Consider the following 14,743-nt stretch of genomic DNA (forward strand, 5'->3'; position numbering starts at 1 on the left):
CATAGGCTGGCGTTCGTGGCAGAACGATCGGGCGAACAGGCGGACAGGGCCGAGGTCAAGGCCGAGGCCGGGACGGCGACCGGCGTGACGGCGGGGGCCGGGACGGGGACGCGGGCTGACACGGAGGCCGGGACCGAGGCCGGGACGGCGACCGGCGTGACGGCGGGGGCCGGGACGGGGACGCGGGCTGACACGGAGGCCGGGACCGAGGCCCGGGCCGACACCCAGGCCGGGAGCGGGGCTGACAGCGGGGCCGGGGCTGACGCCGGGGCCGAGGCCGCGCCGCGTGAGTACCGCATGGCCGACCTGGCCGCCGCGGCCGGCATCACCGTACGGACCCTGCGCTTCTACCGCGAACGCGGACTGATCCCGCCGCCCCGCCGCGAGGGCCGGATCGCCTGGTACGACGACCAGCACCTGGCCCGTCTGCGCACCATCGCCGCCCTCCTCGAACGCGGCCACACCCTCAACGGCATCGCCGACCTCACCGCCGCCTTCGAGTCCGGCCGCAACGTCGGAGAGGTGCTCCAGCTCGGCACACCGACCGAGGAGGAGCCGGTCCGCCTCACGCCCGAGGAGCTCGCCGACCACTTCGCCGGCGAGGTCACGCCCGAGAACCTGGCCGCCGCCCTCGACCTCGGCTATCTCGCCACCGACGGCGAGGACATCGTCCACGTCAGCCGCCGGCTCCTCGAGGTCTCCTCCGCCCTCGTCCGCGAGGGCGTCCCGCTGGCCGCCGTCCTGGAGGCGGGCGGCCGGGTCCGCGAGCACGCCGAGGCGCTGGCCGAGCTCTTCACGGAACTCCTCGGCAAGTACGCCGACGAGAAGGACGTCCAGCGCCTGCGCCCGCTGGCGAAGAGCGTCGTCGAGGCCGAGCTGTCCCTCGCCCTCGACCGCCGCCGGCCCGAACCCTCCTGAATCCTCCCGCCGAGCCCCGTACCGGCCCGCCCGGGCCCGCCCGTCCTACTGGCCGTAGACGGCGGTGACGGGCGCGTGGTCGCTCCAGCGCTCCGCGTGGGTGGCGGCCCGCTCGACGTACGCCTTGACCGCCTTCGCGGCCAGTCCGGGCGTGACGATCTGGTAGTCGATGCGCCAGCCGGTGTCGTTGTCGAAGGCGCGCCCGCGGTAGGACCACCAGGAGTAGGGCCCGTCCTGGTCGGGGTGGAGCTCGCGTACGACGTCCACGTAGCCGCCGTCGCCCTCGGCGAGGACCCGGCTCAGCCACGCCCGCTCCTCCGGCAGGAAGCCGGCGTTCTTCTGGTTGGCCTTCCAGTTCTTGAGGTCGGCCTCGCGGTGGGCGATGTTCCAGTCGCCGCAGACGACGACCTCGCGGCCGTCGGCGGCGGCGCGCTCCTTGAGTTCCTTCAGATAGGGCAGGAAGACGTCCATGAAGCGGATCTTCTCGTCCTGCCGCTCGGTGCCGACCTCGCCGGAGGGCAGGTAGAGGCTGGCGACGGTGACGCCGGGCAGGTCGGCCTCGACGTAACGGCCGGCGGCGTCGAACTCGTCCGACCCGAAGCCGATCCGTACGGCGTCGGGCTCGCGCCGCGTGTAGAGGGACACGCCGGCGCGGCCCTTGGCGGCGGCGGGCGCGTGCGCGGTGAACCAGCCCTCGGGCGCGCGGACCTCGGCCGGCAGCTGTGCCTCCTCGGCGCGGACCTCCTGGAGGCAGACCACATCGGCGGAGGTCCCGGCCAGCCACTCGGCGAAGCCCTTCTTGGCGGCGGCTCGGAGACCATTGACATTCACGGACGTCACAGTGAGCATCCCGGGAGAATACCGACAGGCCGACGACCGGCCACCGCATAGAAGTACGATAGTCCGCATGAACATACGTCCGACGCCCTTCGACCACCCCGACGCCGTCAAGCTCAACGACGCCGTCCAGCTGGAGTACGCCGAGCGCTACGCGGACGACGACGGTGACGGTGAGGGCGATCTCACACCGCTCACCCCCTCGATGTTCGTCCCGCCGCAGGGCCTCTACCTGATCGCGTACGACCCGCAGGACCGCCCCGTCGCCACCGGCGGCTGGCGCACCCAGCACGCCAACGACGAGGGTTACGCGGACGGTGACGCCGAGCTGAAGCGGATGTACGTGGTCCCCGAGGCGCGCGGCCTGGGCCTGGCCCGCCGCATCCTCGCCCTCCTCGAGGACGACGCCCGGACCGCCGGCCGGACCCGCATGGTCCTGGAGACGGGCACCGCCCAGCCCGAGGCCATCGCGCTCTACACCTCCAGCGGCTACGCGCCCTGCGCGAAGTTCGGCTTCTACCGCGACTACCCGAACAGCCGCTGCTTCGCGAAGGCCCTGTGACGGCACGACAGAAGACACGGCCTCGGCTCCACGCAAGCGGGCGGAAGCCGTGGCGGCCCTGGAAGCCGTCACCCATGGCTATGACGCGCTCCTGACAAACACCTCGCACTCTGGCACGCTGCCTCACGCACGTCGATCCGCACCGCTCTCATCCCCACCTGCCCCGGCAGAAGGAGACATGCGTGAGACGCCACCGCTTCGCCACAGCCGTCCTGCTCTCCGTCGGCGCCCTGTTCGCCGGCGGACTGACCACCACGGCCACGGCCCAGGCCGCCGGTGACACCGGCCACTCGTTCAAAGGCCGCCGACCAGCGCGCGGCCGCCGCCTTCTGGACCCCGGACCGGATGCGCGCGGCCGTCCCGCTCGACCTGGAGGCCGCCCCGCACGCCCTGCGCCAGGTCCCCGGCGCGGCCCGCCCGACGACGATCGCGCCGACGCGCGCGGCCACCACGGCCTCCGCCTCCCCGACCGCCTTCCCACAGGCCGGCGGTGCCTGGACGGGCGGCGGCGCAGTGGTGAAGACCTCCGGCCGCGTCTTCTTCACCTTCCAGGGCCGCTCGGCCTCCTGTTCCGGCAACGCGGTCACCAGCAACAACGGCAGCACCGTCATCACCGCCGGCCACTGCGTGAAGTACCAGGGCGCCTGGCACACCAACTGGGTCTTCGTCCCCGCCTACAACAACGGCAACGCGCCCTACGGCCAGTGGACGGCCACCAAGACCCTCACCACACCGCAGTGGGAGGCGAGCGAGGACATCAACTACGACGTCGGCGCCGCCGTCGTCGCCCCGCTGGGCGGCCAGACCCTCACCTCGGTCACCGGCGCCCAGGGCATTCAGTTCAACGGCGCCTACAACAAACCGATGTACGCCTTCGGCTTCCCGGCCGCCTCGCCCTACGACGGCGCCAAGCTGGTCTACTGCTCGGGCAACTCCTCGAAGGACTTCCTGTTCTCCCAGGACCACTCGCTCGCCTGCAACATGACCGGCGGCTCCAGCGGCGGCCCCTGGTTCACCTCCTTCGACGAGGCCACGGGAACGGGCCTGCAGTCCTCGGTGAACAGCTTCGGCTACAACTTCCTGCCGAACCGCATGTTCGGCCCGTACTTCGGCACCGACGCCCAGAACCTCTACAACAAGGCCCAGGCTTCCTGAGCCTTCCACCCGACCCCGGCCCCGGCCCGGCTCCGGCCCGGCTCCCGCCCCGACCCCGGCCGGGCTCCGGACCGGGTCCTGACACAGCAGAGGACCCCGCCCGATCTTCCGATCGGACGGGGTCCTCTGTGTCTGTGGACCTGTGGGGATTTGAACCCCAGACCCCCTCGATGCGAACGAGGTGCGCTACCAGACTGCGCCACAGGCCCTTGCGACGTGTGAAACATTAGCATCCCGACCGGCGTAGTTGGAAATCCGCTCCTCCGCAGGTCAGCCGGGGGCCGTCGCGGGCCCCCGGGGCCGGGTCATTCGTTGGCCGCGCGGGGGCGGTCGTCGTCCGCGTACTGATCGAAGAGCGGGGTGCGGCCGTGGTCGCGGCGCGGCCGGGGCTGGGCGGTGCGCTGGCGCGGGGCCGGGGCGGGAGCCGGCGTGGGATCGGCCGCGGTGGAGGAGCGGGCCGCGCTCCAGGTCTCCGGGTCCGTGACGTCGACGCCGCCGGTGGCGCGCGGGGCGACCGGAGCGGTGACGTACGTCGGGAGCGGGACCGGGACCGGGTCCCAGCTGTCGCCGCGGGACGGGCCGCGCTCGCGCTGCTGGTCGACCCACTCCGCGTGGTCCGTCTGCTCCACCAGGGCGCGCCGGTCCGCCTCCTGCGGGGAGACGGCCTGCGCGGGCGCCGGGACCTGGGCGGGTTCCGGCTCCGGCGTCGGGGCGGGGCGGCGGCTCTCGCGGAGGCGGGCCGCGGCGGCCTCGGCGTTGCGGCGGTCCATCACGTAGACGAAACGCCGCCGTTCCTGGACGCGCAGATAGACGATGTACGCGCTCAGGAGCACGGCCGGGATGCCGGGAGCCCACAGGAAGGCGAGGCCGCCGACGGCCGCGACGACCGCGCCGAGGGTGAAGGCGAGGAAGAGGAGCACGGTGGTGCGCCGGCGCCGGGCGAGGACCTTGCTGCGGCGAGCCCGTTCGGCGGCCGCGCTGGACCCGCGCCGCTTCGAGGCCGCGGCCGCGGCCGCGGCCGGGCTCGGGGCGGACGAAGAGGCGGGCGCCGAGGCCGGGGCCGCGGGAGGGGCCTTGGGGGCCTGAGGGGCCGAGGGGCCCTGGGGGACCTGGGCTGCCTGGGGTGCCGGATCGGGAATCTCCAGGCGGGCTTCCGTCCTGGCCGCGGGCGCGCAGAAACCCCGGACGTCGACCGAGCTCAGATGCTCCGTCTCCGCGTCCGGATCCACGTCGGGCGCCGCGCCGTCCGCCGCCCGTTCCCGGTCCCTGAGCTCCTTGGCGTAACGGCGCTCCATGCCCGCCCGTCCGGACAGCAGCCGGATGGCGGTGCTGAAGCGTTCCGTCGGACGGGCCTCGTTCAGCTCGTCCTGCCTGCGGAGCCACATCGGCACCAAGTAGGCGGCCCAGGCCCCGACGATGACTGCGTAGATGAGGCCGCTGCTGCTCACGCCTCACACGGTAGAGGGGTTCGGGTGAAGGCATCGGCCAATTGGCCCGGTGTGTCGCACGATCTGGCTGATATCACTGAAGTTTTTTGTGATTGTTCCGATCGATTGACGCCCAACCTCGATTGAATTCGAACACTTATTGGAATTCCCGCGGCTGACGACGTGCCTGATGCCAGCGGCGGAGCAAGCCCTCGGGCACCTCCTCCGCCGTCAGCGCGAAGACCAGGTGGTCACGCCAGGCGCCGTCGATGTGCAGGTAGCGGGGCCGCAGCCCCTCCTCCCGGAATCCCAATTTCTCCACGACCCGCCGCGAAGGCGCGTTCTCCGGGCGAATGCAGACTTCCATCCGGTGCAGTCCCACCACCCGGAAACAGTGGTCGACGGCGAGCGCCACCGCCGTCGGCATGACACCGCGGCCGGCCACCTCGCTGTCGACCCAATAGCCCACATGACCCGAACACATCGAGCCCCACGTAATGCCCGCCACCGTCAACTGCCCGACCAGACGGCCCTGGTACTCGATGACGAACGGCAGCATCCGGCCCGCGTTCGCCTCCGCCCGCAGATGACGCACCATCTGACGGTACGTGGGACGCCGCGCCACCGGCCCGCCCGGCCCGGGCGGCGGAACGGTCGCCTCCCACGGCCGCAGCCAGTCGCGGTTGCGCCGGTTCACCTCGCGCCAGGCCCGCTGGTCGCGCATCCTTATCGGCCGGAGCAGCACCTCACCGTCCGCCAGCACCACGGGCCAGGACGGGATCATGACTGCGGGCCCGCTTCCGCGGCAGGTCTCGGGTGGTCGCCGCCACGGATCTGGTCGACGGCATGGACGAGGAGCGGCTCCAGGACGGCCATCCCGTCCCGCACCCCGCCCGTCGAACCGGGCAGGTTCACGATCAGCGTGCCCCGGGCGACGCCCGCCAGACCGCGCGAGAGCGCCGCCGTGGGCACCTTCTCCCGGCCGTACGCGCGGATCGCCTCCGGGATGCCCGGGATCTCCCGGTCGAGGACGCGCCGGGTGACCTCGGGCGTCTCGTCGGTGGGCGAGATGCCCGTACCGCCCGTCGTCACGATCACGTCGTAACCCGCCGCGACACCGGCCCGCAGCGCCGCCTCGACCGGCGCGCCGTCCGGCACCACCTGCGGGCCGTCCACGGCGAAGCCCGCGCCGCGCAACGCCTCGGCGATCAGCGGGCCGCCCTTGTCCTCGTAGACACCGGCCGCCGCGCGGTTGGAGGCGGTGACGACGAGCGCCGCGTACGGAGCGAGCAGCGCCCCGCCGGCCCCGGCCTCCAGCACCGCCGCCTCGCGCGCCTCGTGCTCCTGCGCCTCGTGCTCCTGCGCCTCGTGCTCGTGGGCGCCCGCCACCTTGCCCGCGCGCGTCACGACTCGCCCCGCGTCCAGTGCCCGGACTTGCCGCCGGTCTTCTCCTCCACCCGTACGTCGGAGATGACCGCGCCCTTGTCGACCGCCTTCACCATGTCGACCACGGTCAGCGCCGCCACCGACACCGCCGTCAGGGCCTCCATCTCCACACCCGTGCGGTCGGTGGTCTTCACCGTCGCCAGGATCTCCACGGCCTCGTCGGTGACCGTCAGATCCAGCTTCACGCCCGACACGGCCAGCGGATGGCACAGCGGAATCAGGTCCGGCGTCCTCTTCGCCCCCATGATCCCGGCGATCCTGGCCGTGGCCAGCGCGTCCCCCTTCGGAACCCCTTCACCGCGCAGCAGCTCGATCACGCGCGGCGAGACGAGGACCCGTCCACTGGCCCGAGCCGTCCGGGCCGTGACGTCCTTCCCGGAGACGTCGACCATGCGGGCCGCCCCCGCCTCGTCGATGTGGGTGAGACCTTGCTGCGTGCTCATGGCGGTGACACTCCCGGTCGCTGTTGGGGACGACACCGTACCCCCACCATGCCTCCCTCAGCCGAGGAGGACCACTTCCAGCTCCGTGCCGGGCTCCGCGGTCGTCGTGTCCTCCGGGACGACGATCAGGGCGTCGGCGTGGGCGAGTGCGGCGATCAGGTGGGAGCCGGAGCCGCCCACGGGAGTGACGGTGCCGGACTCGGGGTCGTAGGTGCCGCGCAGGAACTGGCGGCGGCCGGACGGGGAGGAGAGGGCGCGGTCGGCCTTCAGGACGGCGCGGACGCGGGGGCGGTGGGTGTCGGGGCGGTCGGCGAGGCCCATCAGGGCGCGGATCGCGGGGCGTACGAAGAGCTCGAAGGAGACGTACGAGGAGACCGGGTTGCCGGGCAGGGCCAGCAGCGGGGTGTGGTCGGGGCCGATCATGCCGAAGCCCTGGGGCTTGCCCGGCTGCATCGCGAGCTTGCGGAAGTCGACCTCGCCGTCCGCGGTCAGCGCCTCCTTCACCACGTCGTACGCGCCGACGCTGACGCCGCCCGTGGTGACGATGAGGTCGGCCCGGATCAGCTGGTCCTCGATGGCGGCGCGCAGCGACTCGGCGTCGTCGGCGACGGCCGGGACGCGGTAGGCGAGGGCTCCGGCGTCGCGGGCGGCGGCGGCGAGGGCGAAGCTGTTGGAGTCGTAGATCTGTCCCTCGGCCAACGGCTCGCCGGGCTGGGTCAGTTCGCTGCCGGTGGAGATCACGACCACGCGGGGGCGCGGGCGCACGCGTACGGTGCCGCGGCCGATGGCCGCGAGCAGGCCGATCTGCGGCGGGCCGAGGACCGTGCCGGCGGCGAGTGCCAGCTCGCCGGCCCGGACGTCGCTGCCGCGGGCCCGGACGTGGGCGCGGGCCTCGGCGGGGCGGTGGACGCGGACCTCGCCGGCCGCGCCTTCGGGTGCGGCGCTGGCGGGGCGCATGCCGCCGGCCGTGCCCTCGCCCGTGCCTCCGTCGGTCCATTCGACGGGGACGACGGCTTCGGCGCCGGGCGGCAGCGGGGCGCCGGTCATGATCCGGGCGGCCTGGCCGGGGCCGACCTCGGGCAGGCCGCCGGCGCCGGCGGCGACGTCGCCGATGACGGTGAGGACGGCGGGGAACTCCTCGCTCGCGCCGGCGACGTCGGCGACGCGGACCGCGTAGCCGTCCATGGAGCTGTTGTCGAAGGGCGGCAGCGCGACCGGCACGGTGACGTCCTCGACCAGGACGCAGCCCTGGGCGTCGGGCAGCTGCAGCTCGATGGGTTCGAGCGGGGAGACCGCCGCCAGGACGTCGTCGAGGTGCTCGTCGACGGACCACAGGCCGCGGTCCGGGCCGGCGCAGGGATCGCCGGCGCCGTGGCCGTGGTCGTGGCTGTGACCGTGGCCGCCGTCGTGACCAGGGCCGTGGCCGTGGCCGTGGCCGCCGTGGTGGCCGTGGGCGTCGCCGGGGGCCGACGGTGCCGCGCTGCTGCTCAAGGTGCTACATCTCCTCGCTGACGTAACTGCGGAGCCAGGTCCGGAAGTCCGGCCCCAGATCATCACGTTCGCACGCCAGTCTGACAATGGCACGCAGATAGTCGCCGCGGTCCCCGGTGTCGTAGCGGCGGCCCTTGAAGACCACGCCGTGGACCGGGCCGCCGGCCGTCTCGTCCTGGACGAGTTTCTGCAGGGCGTCGGTCAGCTGGATCTCGCCGCCGCGGCCCGGCTCGGTCTCCCGCAGTATCGCGAAGACGGCCGGGTCGAGGACGTAGCGGCCGATGATCGCGAGGTTGCTGGGCGCCTCCGCCGGCTCCGGCTTCTCGACCAGGCCGGTCACCTTGACCACGTCCGAGTCGCCGGTCGGGCCGACGGCGGCGCAGCCGTAGAGGTGGATCTGCGAGGGCTCGACCTCCATCAGCGCGACGACGCTGCCGCCGAACCGCTCGCGCACCTCGATCATGCGGGCGAGGAGCGGGTCGCGCGGGTCGATCAGGTCGTCGCCGAGCAGGACGGCGAACGGCTGGTCGCCGACGTGCGGGGCGGCGCACAGGACGGCGTGGCCGAGGCCGCGCGGGTCGCCTTGACGCACGTAGTGCATGGTGGCCAGGTCGCTGGACTCCTGGACCTTGGCGAGCCGTTCCTCGTCGCCCTTGCGGGTCAGCGCCTCTTCCAGCTCGTAGTTCCGGTCGAAGTGGTCCTCGAGCGGGCGCTTGTTGCGGCCGGTGATCATGAGGACGTCGGAGAGTCCGGCCGCGACGGCCTCCTCCACGACGTACTGGATCGCCGGTTTGTCGACGACCGGCAGCATCTCCTTGGGCGTCGCCTTGGTCGCCGGCAGGAACCGGGTGCCCAGGCCGGCGGCCGGGATGACAGCCTTGGTGAGGGACGGCGTCTGAGTCATGCGGAGCACCCTAGCCGTTCGGTATGGGAAGGAATATGAGAAAAGCAGCGAAAAGCAGTGAGAAGACGTGAGAAGCAGCGCCTCTCCCTGCCTTTCTCAACGCCCGTACCGCTACCGCCCGATACAAGAGGATTCTGAGCCGCGTTGAGCATCGAACCGCCTGAGGAACCGACCGAGAAGGCGCTGTTGCGCCGTGCCCTTCTCACCGCCCGCGCCGCGCTGACGCCGCAGGACGTCGCGCTCACCGCCGGTCTGCTGGCGGAGCACGCCCTGGAGCTGCCCGAGCTCGCGAAGGCGGGCACGGTCGCGGCGTACGTCTCGGTGGGGCGCGAGCCGGGGACGCGTGCGCTGCTCGACGCGCTGCGCGAGCGGGGCGTGCGGGTGCTGCTGCCGGTGCTGCTGCCGGACAACGACCTGGACTGGGCGGCGTACGAGGGGGCCGAGCGGCTCGTCAAGGCGGGCCGCGGGCTGCTGGAGCCGGTCGGCAGCCGGCTCGGGCCGGAGGCGGTGTGCGAGGCGGACGCGGTGCTGCTGCCGGGGCTCGCCGTGGACGGGCGCGGGATGCGGCTCGGGCGGGGCGGCGGTTCGTACGACCGGGTCCTCGCCCGGCTCGTACGGGCGGGCGCGGATCCGGCGCTGGTGGTGCTCCTCTACGCGAACGAGGTGGTCGCGCGGGTCCCGGAGGAACCGCACGACCACCCCGTGCACGCGGTGGCGACCCCGGAGGGGGTCAGGCGCTTCGAGCGCTGAGAGCCGGCCGCGCCCTGGCGGCCGCGAGGACTTCGCCCACCGCCGGGGCTACGGCCGTTGCCACGGCCACGGCCACGGCAACGGCAACGGCAACGGCAACGGCCAGGTCTACCGCTACGGCTCCAGCTTGAGGGTGTCCTGGGTGGTGGCCTCGACGGCCGCCTGCCCGTACGCCCAGTCGAGCAGTTCGCCCTTGGCCCACTTGTCGGTCTGGTCGGTGTAGTGGCTGTTGAAGGCGTGGCCGGAAGCACCGCTGAGGTTGATCCAGCGGGACCGGTCCCAGTCGCCGACGTTGAGGACCATCCGCATGGACGGCACCCAGATGACGTCGTAGCCGCCGGCCGCGTTCCAGCCGGTCGCGTTGACCGCGGCCTCGCCGCCGCCCATGTTCCACGGGCCGCGGTTGAGCATCTTCTGCACGGCGCCGGGGCCGGCGGTGCCGAGGGTCTGGTTCTTCAGGGTCAGCTGGTGCAGCCGGCCCCAGCTCCAGGTGGAGACGTCCTTGCCGAGCTTGGCGGTCAGCTCCCAGCGGGCGTCCTTCATGGCCTGGGCGAGCAGCTGGTCGCGGGTCTCGGTGGGGGCGTTGAGCCGGTCGCCCGGCGTCTTCCACCAGTCGTTCGTGTCCTGCTTGAGGAGCGGGCGGACCACCTCGTACCAGCGGTCGCCGCCGTCCGGCTGTGCCGAGTCGGGGTCGCGCTCGCCGCACTCGGGGACCAGCTTGTTCTGCTCGTCGACGGGTCCGGTGGCGTCGGCGACGCGGACGTTGATGCATTCGCCCTCGACCCGCAGTTCCTTGGGCAGCTTGTTGCCGAAGGCGAGCTTGAGGACGTTGCGCCAGACGGCGTTGAAGTACGCGGCGGCGGCCGAGTCCGGCTCCTGGGTGTAGTCCCAGCCCTCCAGGAGCTTCTGTGCCTCGCGGACCTGCGGGTCGGAGATGTCGATCTTCAGCAGCAACGGGTTGAGCAGGGTCGCGATCTCGCTGCGGTTGTCGATCTGCATGGTCTGCATGTCGTCCGGCGAGATCTTGCCGCCGTCCTTGGTCTTCGACTCGATGAGGTCGTTGATCCGCTGGCTGCGCGAGCCGTAGCCCCAGTCCCGGGTGAGGAGGTGGGGGTACTTCTTCTCGTCGATCACGGCCTGGTTGGCGGTGACGATGTAGCCGCGCTTCGGGTTGTACTCGTAGGGCAGCTCGTCGAAGGGGATGTAGCCCTTCCAGTCGTACGAGGAGTCCCAGCCCGGCGCGGGCATGGTGCCGTCGTAGGCCTTGGCCTTGCTGCGGACCGGGATCTTGCCGGGGGCCTGGTAGCCGATGTTGCCGGCGGTGTCGGCGTAGATCAGGTTCTGGGACGGGACCTCGAAGTGCTCGGCGGCGGCCCGGAAGCTCTTGAAGTCCTTGGCGCGGTTGAGCTCGAAGACGGCGTCCATCGACTTGCCGGGCTGCAGGGCGGTCCAGCGCAGGGAGACGCCGTAGCCGGTGCCGCGGTCGGGTGCGGCGTTGCCGACGGGTGCGGTCCGGCCGACCTTCTCCATCTCGGTGGAGCGGTCGGAGACCAGCGGGCCGTGCTCGGTGGAGCGGATGGTGATGGTGCGGCTGCCGCCGCCCGCGACCTTGATGATCTCGTCGCGGGTGAGGAACGGCTTGGTCCGGCCGTCGACGACGTAGCCGTCGGTGCCGATCTTCTCGAGATAGAGGTCGGTGACGTCGGCGCCGAGGTTGGTGAAGCCCCAGGCGACGGAGTCGTTGTGGCCGATGATCACGCCGGGCGTTCCGGAGAAGGTGTAGCCGGCGACGTCGTAGCGGCAGGTCGCGGAGACGGAGCGGCAGTGCAGGCCCATCTGGTACCAGAGGGACGGCAGCATCGGCGCGAGGTGCGGGTCGTTGGCGAGCAGCGGCTTGCCGGAGGTCGTGTACCGGCCGGAGACGACCCAGGAGTTCGAGCCGATGCCGTTGCCGTTGGGGCCGAGGAGGGCCGGGATCTCGTCGAGGGCGTCGGAGAGCGAGGCGAGCTGGGACTGGATGCCCTGCGCGCCGTCGCCGCCTGCGGTGCCCGTGGCGGTGTCGCCGCCCTTCGCGTCGGCCTTGGGGTCGAACTTGCCGGTGATCTTGTCGACGGCGCCCTGGCCGACGATCGGCTGGTGCAGGTCGTACGGGTAGCCCGGGTAGAGGTCCTTGATCTGCTGGGGCTTGAGGCGGCTCGTCATGAGGGAGCGGTCGATCTCGTCCTGCATGTTGCCGCGCAGGTCCCAGGCCATGGCCTTGAGCCAAGCCACCGAGTCGACCGGGGTCCAGGGCTCGATCGTGTACTCGTTGGTGAAGGCCAGGGCCGCGTACTCGACGGAGACGTCGGACGGGTCCCGGTCCTTGAGATAGGCGTTGACGCCCTCGGCGTAGGCCTGGAGATTCTTCTTCGTCTCCGGCGACAGGACCTTGTCGTACTCCTGCTGCGCGACGCGGCGCCAGCCCAGCGTGCGCAGGAAGGCGTCGGTGTCGACCTGGCTCTTGCCGAACATCTCGGAGAGGCGGCCGGCCGTCATGTGGCGGCGGACGTCCATCTCGTAGAAGCGGTCCTGCGCCTGGACGTAGCCCTGGGCGCGGAACAGATCGGCCTCGTTGTCGGCGTAGATCTGCGGGACGCCGTAGGTGTCGCGCTTGACCTCCACCGGGCTGGAGAGCTTGTCGATCCGCAGGGTGCCGGTGGTCTGCGGGAACGAGCCCCGGACCGTGTCGACGCCCCAGTACGCCCCGTACCCGAAGCCCGCGACCAGCGCGAGGACCAGGACGAGGACGATCAGGCGGGCGCGCCGCCCCTTCTTCTTGGCGGGGGGCGCGGTCGTGTTGGAGGGCATCGCTGTCCTTCGAGGGGCAGGGTGGTCCTGGAGTACGGGAGCAACCTTAGGCGCAGCGTCCGGAGGGCCCGGACGCGGTGTCAGGAAGAGAACCGTACTTATACGCACGGATGTGCGAGCGGATACCAAGGAGGCGTCAAGAAAGCGTTAAAGATTAGGTAAGGTAACGAAGTAGTGGCACCGGAGGAACGATCCGGCTGCGCATGTGAGGGGAAGGAACGGCCACTGACTGTCCACCAGCTCAACGCACTCCTGCTCATCTGCTCGCTCGTTCTGCTCGTCGCCGTGGCGGCGGTGCGGATCTCCTCCCGGAGCGGGCTGCCCAGCCTGCTGCTCTACCTCGGGATCGGGATCGCCATTGGGCAGGACGGGATCGGCAACGTCGCCTTCGACAACGCCGAACTGACCCAGGTGATCGGCTATGCCGCACTTGTCGTGATCCTGGCCGAGGGCGGCCTGGGCACCAAGTGGAAGGAGATCAAACCCGCGTTGCCCGCGGCGGCCGTGCTGTCGACCGTCGGCGTCGCGGTGAGCGTGGGCATCACGGCCTCGGCCGCGCACTACCTCGTCGGCCTGGAGTGGCAGCAGGCCCTCATCATCGGCGCCGTCGTCTCCTCCACGGACGCCGCCGCCGTCTTCTCCGTGCTCCGCAAGGTGCCGCTGCCGTCCCGCGTCACCGGCGTCCTGGAAGCCGAGTCCGGCTTCAACGACGCACCCGTCGTCATCCTCGTCGTCGCCTTCTCCACCGTCGGGCACGTCGACGCCTGGTACGTCCTCGTCGGCGAGATCGCGCTGGAGCTCGCCATCGGCGCCGCCGTCGGCCTGGCCGTCGGCTTCGTCGGCGCCTACGGCCTTCGGCACATCGCCCTGCCGGCCTCCGGCCTCTACCCGATCGCCGTCATGGCCATCGCCGTCGTCGCCTACGCCGCCGGGGCCATGGCCCACGGCTCCGGCTTCCTCGCCGTCTACCTGGCCTCGATGGTGCTCGGCAACGCCAAGCTGCCGCACGCACCCGCCAACCGCGGCTTCGCCGAGGGACTCGGCTGGATCGCCCAGATCGGCATGTTCGTCCTGCTCGGCCTGCTCGTCACCCCGCACGAGCTCGTCCACGACTTCTGGCCGGCGATCGTCATCGGCCTGGTCCTCACCGTGGTCGCCCGCCCCATGGAGGTCTTCGTCAGCCTCCTTCCCTTCCGTATCCCCTGGCAGGAGCAGGCCCTGATGTCGTGGGCCGGCCTGCGCGGCGCGGTGCCGATCATCCTCGCCACCATCCCGATGGTGTCCGGGATCGCGGGCAGCGAGCGGATCTTCAACATCGTCTTCGTGCTGGTCGTCGTCTACACCCTGGTCCAGGGCCCGACGCTGCCCTGGCTGGCCCGGGCCCTGAAGCTCGGCGACCAGGCCGGGGCCGCCGACCTCGGCGTCGAGTCCGCGCCGCTGGAGCGCCTGCGCGGCCACCTGTTGTCCGTGGCCATCCCCGAGGGCTCCCGGATGCACGGCGTCGAGGTCGCCGAACTGCGCCTGCCCGCCGGCGCCGCCGTCACCCTGGTCGTACGGGACGAGAAGAGCTTCGTCCCGAGCCCCGCGACCGTGCTGCGGCGCGGCGACGAACTGCTCGTCGTCGCCACCGACCCGGTACGGGACGCGGCCGAACGCCGGCTGCGGGCCGTCGGCCAGGGCGGCAAGCTGGCCGGCTGGCTCGGCACCGGCCGCGCCACCGCCCTCACCCAGGAACGCGGGCTGCTGCGCCGGCCCTTCCGGCGAACATCCGGTTAATCCCAGGCATTAAATCGGGTGCCAGGACGTTTTCCCAGGCGGGAAGACGCCCTTCCCTGTACCATGAAGGCACACCTGATCGAACCAACTCTGCCTGACGCAGAGCTGGCGCGACCGTATGGCGGCCGAGGCGCGGGGGGGGGGGGGGGGGGGGGGGGGGGGGGGGGGGGGGGGGGGGGGGGGGGGG

The 14,743-nt window shown here is 72.0% G+C and carries 12 protein-coding genes, 1 tRNA gene and 1 pseudogene; 5 read left to right on the plus strand and 9 right to left on the minus strand.

Annotated features, from left to right (window positions below; translation table 11 throughout):
* The first annotated feature begins 297 nt into the window (after positions 1-297).
* The gene (locus tag ACIGO8_RS29845) at positions 298-918 is read left to right on the plus strand and encodes a MerR family transcriptional regulator (protein ID WP_399737149.1); all 621 of its coding nucleotides are present in this window, start codon (positions 298-300) and stop codon (positions 916-918) included.
* Between the two features lie 45 nt (positions 919-963).
* Here ACIGO8_RS29845 and ACIGO8_RS29850 read toward each other — a convergent pair whose 3' ends face one another.
* Complete coding sequence (locus ACIGO8_RS29850) at positions 964-1,767, minus strand: exodeoxyribonuclease III (RefSeq protein WP_399737121.1); 804 nt, start codon at positions 1,765-1,767, stop codon at positions 964-966.
* Positions 1,768-1,825: 58 nt separating this feature from the next.
* Here ACIGO8_RS29850 and ACIGO8_RS29855 point away from each other — a divergent pair, with 58 nt between their 5' ends.
* Entirely contained in the window at positions 1,826-2,317 is a 492-nt protein-coding gene (locus ACIGO8_RS29855) for a GNAT family N-acetyltransferase (protein WP_399737123.1), read from the plus strand.
* A 182-nt stretch (positions 2,318-2,499) separates the two neighbouring features.
* Positions 2,500-3,472: pseudogene (locus ACIGO8_RS29860) on the plus strand (trypsin-like serine peptidase).
* Between the two features lie 135 nt (positions 3,473-3,607).
* Here the strand turns inward: ACIGO8_RS29860 and ACIGO8_RS29865 are convergent.
* The 7 genes from ACIGO8_RS29865 to galU form a co-directional block, all read right to left on the minus strand.
* A tRNA-Ala gene (locus ACIGO8_RS29865) sits at positions 3,608-3,681 on the minus strand.
* Positions 3,682-3,777: 96 nt separating this feature from the next.
* Positions 3,778-4,920 (minus strand): gephyrin-like molybdotransferase receptor GlpR, encoded by a 1,143-nt coding sequence (gene glpR, locus ACIGO8_RS29870; RefSeq protein WP_399737125.1) that lies wholly within the window; start codon positions 4,918-4,920, stop codon positions 3,778-3,780.
* 136 nt (positions 4,921-5,056) lie between these two features.
* Positions 5,057-5,683, minus strand: coding sequence for a GNAT family N-acetyltransferase (locus ACIGO8_RS29875; protein WP_399737127.1), 627 nt, complete (start codon positions 5,681-5,683; stop codon positions 5,057-5,059).
* Positions 5,680-6,219: a molybdenum cofactor biosynthesis protein B gene (locus ACIGO8_RS29880; protein WP_399737151.1), complete on the minus strand. Its 540-nt coding sequence runs from the start codon at positions 6,217-6,219 to the stop codon at positions 5,680-5,682. Before ACIGO8_RS29880 ends, ACIGO8_RS29875 begins: the two co-directional genes overlap by 4 nt.
* Positions 6,220-6,302: 83 nt before the next feature.
* Positions 6,303-6,788 (minus strand): cyclic pyranopterin monophosphate synthase MoaC, encoded by a 486-nt coding sequence (gene moaC / locus ACIGO8_RS29885; protein ID WP_399737129.1) that lies wholly within the window; start codon positions 6,786-6,788, stop codon positions 6,303-6,305.
* Between the two features lie 57 nt (positions 6,789-6,845).
* Complete coding sequence (glp, locus tag ACIGO8_RS29890) at positions 6,846-8,123, minus strand: gephyrin-like molybdotransferase Glp (protein WP_399737153.1); 1,278 nt, start codon at positions 8,121-8,123, stop codon at positions 6,846-6,848.
* Between the two features lie 160 nt (positions 8,124-8,283).
* On the minus strand, positions 8,284-9,183 hold the full coding sequence (gene galU, locus ACIGO8_RS29895; protein ID WP_399737131.1) for a UTP--glucose-1-phosphate uridylyltransferase GalU: 900 nt from the start codon (positions 9,181-9,183) through the stop codon (positions 8,284-8,286).
* A gap of 144 nt (positions 9,184-9,327) precedes the next feature.
* Here galU and ACIGO8_RS29900 point away from each other — a divergent pair, with 144 nt between their 5' ends.
* Positions 9,328-9,933 carry a 5-formyltetrahydrofolate cyclo-ligase gene (locus tag ACIGO8_RS29900; RefSeq protein ID WP_399737133.1) on the plus strand — a complete coding sequence of 202 codons (606 nt, stop codon included), beginning with the start codon at positions 9,328-9,330 and terminating at the stop codon, positions 9,931-9,933.
* A 114-nt stretch (positions 9,934-10,047) separates the two neighbouring features.
* Here the strand turns inward: ACIGO8_RS29900 and ACIGO8_RS29905 are convergent, their stop codons facing one another.
* Positions 10,048-12,780, minus strand: a complete 2,733-nt coding sequence (locus ACIGO8_RS29905) for a penicillin acylase family protein (RefSeq protein ID WP_399737135.1) — start codon at positions 12,778-12,780, stop codon at positions 10,048-10,050.
* Positions 12,781-12,954: 174 nt separating this feature from the next.
* Here ACIGO8_RS29905 and ACIGO8_RS29910 point away from each other — a divergent pair, with 174 nt between their 5' ends.
* The gene (locus ACIGO8_RS29910) at positions 12,955-14,556 is read left to right on the plus strand and encodes a potassium/proton antiporter (protein WP_399737137.1); all 1,602 of its coding nucleotides are present in this window, start codon (positions 12,955-12,957) and stop codon (positions 14,554-14,556) included.
* The last annotated feature ends 187 nt before the right edge of the window (positions 14,557-14,743 follow it).

It is taken from the genome of Streptomyces sp. NPDC053493, from assembly GCF_044544825.1.
Taxonomy (GTDB): domain Bacteria; phylum Actinomycetota; class Actinomycetes; order Streptomycetales; family Streptomycetaceae; genus Streptomyces.